Source organism: Ruegeria sp. AP12, from assembly GCF_056540025.1.
The window spans coordinates 1-1,841 of record NZ_JBQFVZ010000039.1 but is presented as its reverse complement, the minus strand read 5'-3'; the positions used below and the strand labels follow the sequence as shown (position 1 = coordinate 1,841).

The window sequence follows — 1,841 nt, the reverse complement described above, 5'->3', positions numbered from 1 at the left end:
CCGATTGTACGGGCGTGGAACGACCGATATGAAAGGCTTTCTGGCTGAGATGTTGGCCCTCGCCGATGCCGTGCACGGTCGGGAGCTGAAAACGCCCCTAAAGCTATTGGTGTCTTACGACGAAGAGATCGGCTGCGTCGGGATTTCACGCATGAAAAAGCAGCTGCCGTCGCTGTTGGAGCGTCCCAGACTGGCCATTGTAGGCGAGCCGACCGAGATGAAGGTCGCTATCGGCCATAAAGGCAAGCGTGCCTACCGCGCCGACATTAAAGGAGAGGCCGGACATTCCGCGCTCGCCCCGCAATTTGTCAACGCACTCCATGTTGCCGTCGATTTCGTCGCAAAGTTGCGCCAGATGCAGCAGAAGGCCCAACAAACCGGGATCCGCAACGACGCCTACGATGTTCCCTATACGACCTTCCATGTTGGCCAGCTGTCCGGCGGCACAGCTCTCAACCTTGTACCCGACAAGGCGACGCTTGTGTTTGAGTTCCGGCATCTGGCGGAAGATGACCCCGACGAGATCGAAGCCGAGCTTCAGCAGGCAGCAGACGCGGTTTTGGCCAAGTTTCCAACGGCTGCCCAAATCTCGCTTCGGGCGTTGGCGGGATACCCCGGGTTGTCAGTCTCCAGCTCTGAGCCAGAGGTCTCACTTGTCAAATCCTCTGGCGGCGGCGAAACAACCCACGTTGCATTCGGAACTGAGGCTGGCGTTCTGTCAGACCTTGGCATCGCGACAGTGGTGTGCGGCCCAGGGTCTATGGCGGAACAAGGCCACAAGCCTGATGAGTACGTTTCCGAGGAACAATTGGTTGCTTGTTCCCTCATGCTTGGAAAAGTCGCGAATGAGGTGTTGTTTGGCCTCTAGGGCAGATGTGTTTTTTGTGAGGTCAGTTGCGAAGCTTCCGACAATTGACGCCCACACTTGATGCGTATGAATGCCGTCTGCTCCGGTAAGGGGCGGTCCTGGATTGGCGTATTGTGGTCAGCTTTAAGCGTTGTCCATTCTAATGGATCGGTCGCGTGCCGTCAGAGATTGTTGCGAAGTCTAATGTGCCACAACCTTGCTACAGAACGACTTTGACGCAGCGTTGGCGAGGTAGTTTGACCATTCAAATGTTTCGAATCGATTGAGAAGTGGTATGCTGCACTGCAGAAATCGAGGCGCCACTATGTTCCACCTGAATAGGTCAAAAGCTGTCGTCATCGGAGTAGCGAGCGATCGGTCGATCGCGTGGGGTTATGCACGCGCGCTGCAGTCGCAAAGCGAAGATGTCGCCAGGCCTTCTGAAAACCCGTGTCGTCACCGGGATAGCCAATTTTGGTGCGCTGCAGCAAAGCATGCACCCACACACCACTTCGCGACCATCAAAGATGTCGACCTGTGCATCGTTTCTTGCAAGCAGCGAGGCGTTCAATTTGACCGGGGGCATACTCCCCATCGACGGTGAAACCAACATCGTCCGAGGAAGGATAAATCAATGGCTCGGAATTCATTCGCGAATGAAAAGGCATCGAACCTTGCAACGGGTGAAAACATAACGGCCGTGAACAGCAAATTGTTTGACGCAATTTCCAACGTGCTCGATCAATCTGGTGTTCAGTATGAAATTCTGTCTCGTGCCGCCACCATTCAGGCACAAAAAATAACTGAATACCATTCGGATCGGGTTCTGAACCTGACAAGCGATCTGCGAGATCTTGCGGTGCAATTCACGCAGACGAAATCTGTTGGCTCGGCTTGGGCGGACTACGTCAAGGATGCTGGTCAGCGCGTCGCCTTGACGATGGATGCCTTGCGTGAGCGTGGTGACGTTTTCATCGAACATGAAGCGGCCGGT

2 protein-coding genes are annotated in these 1,841 nt (G+C 54.9%); both read left to right on the top strand.

The features are described 5' to 3' along the window. The coding region (locus ACR0E6_RS20965) for a M20/M25/M40 family metallo-hydrolase (protein ID WP_480586925.1) at positions 1–868 on the top strand (868 nt) is incomplete at its 5' end. Positions 869–1,547: 679 nt separating this feature from the next. Then, positions 1,548–1,841: hypothetical protein (locus ACR0E6_RS20960; protein ID WP_480586923.1), on the top strand; the 294-nt coding region annotated here is incomplete at its 3' end.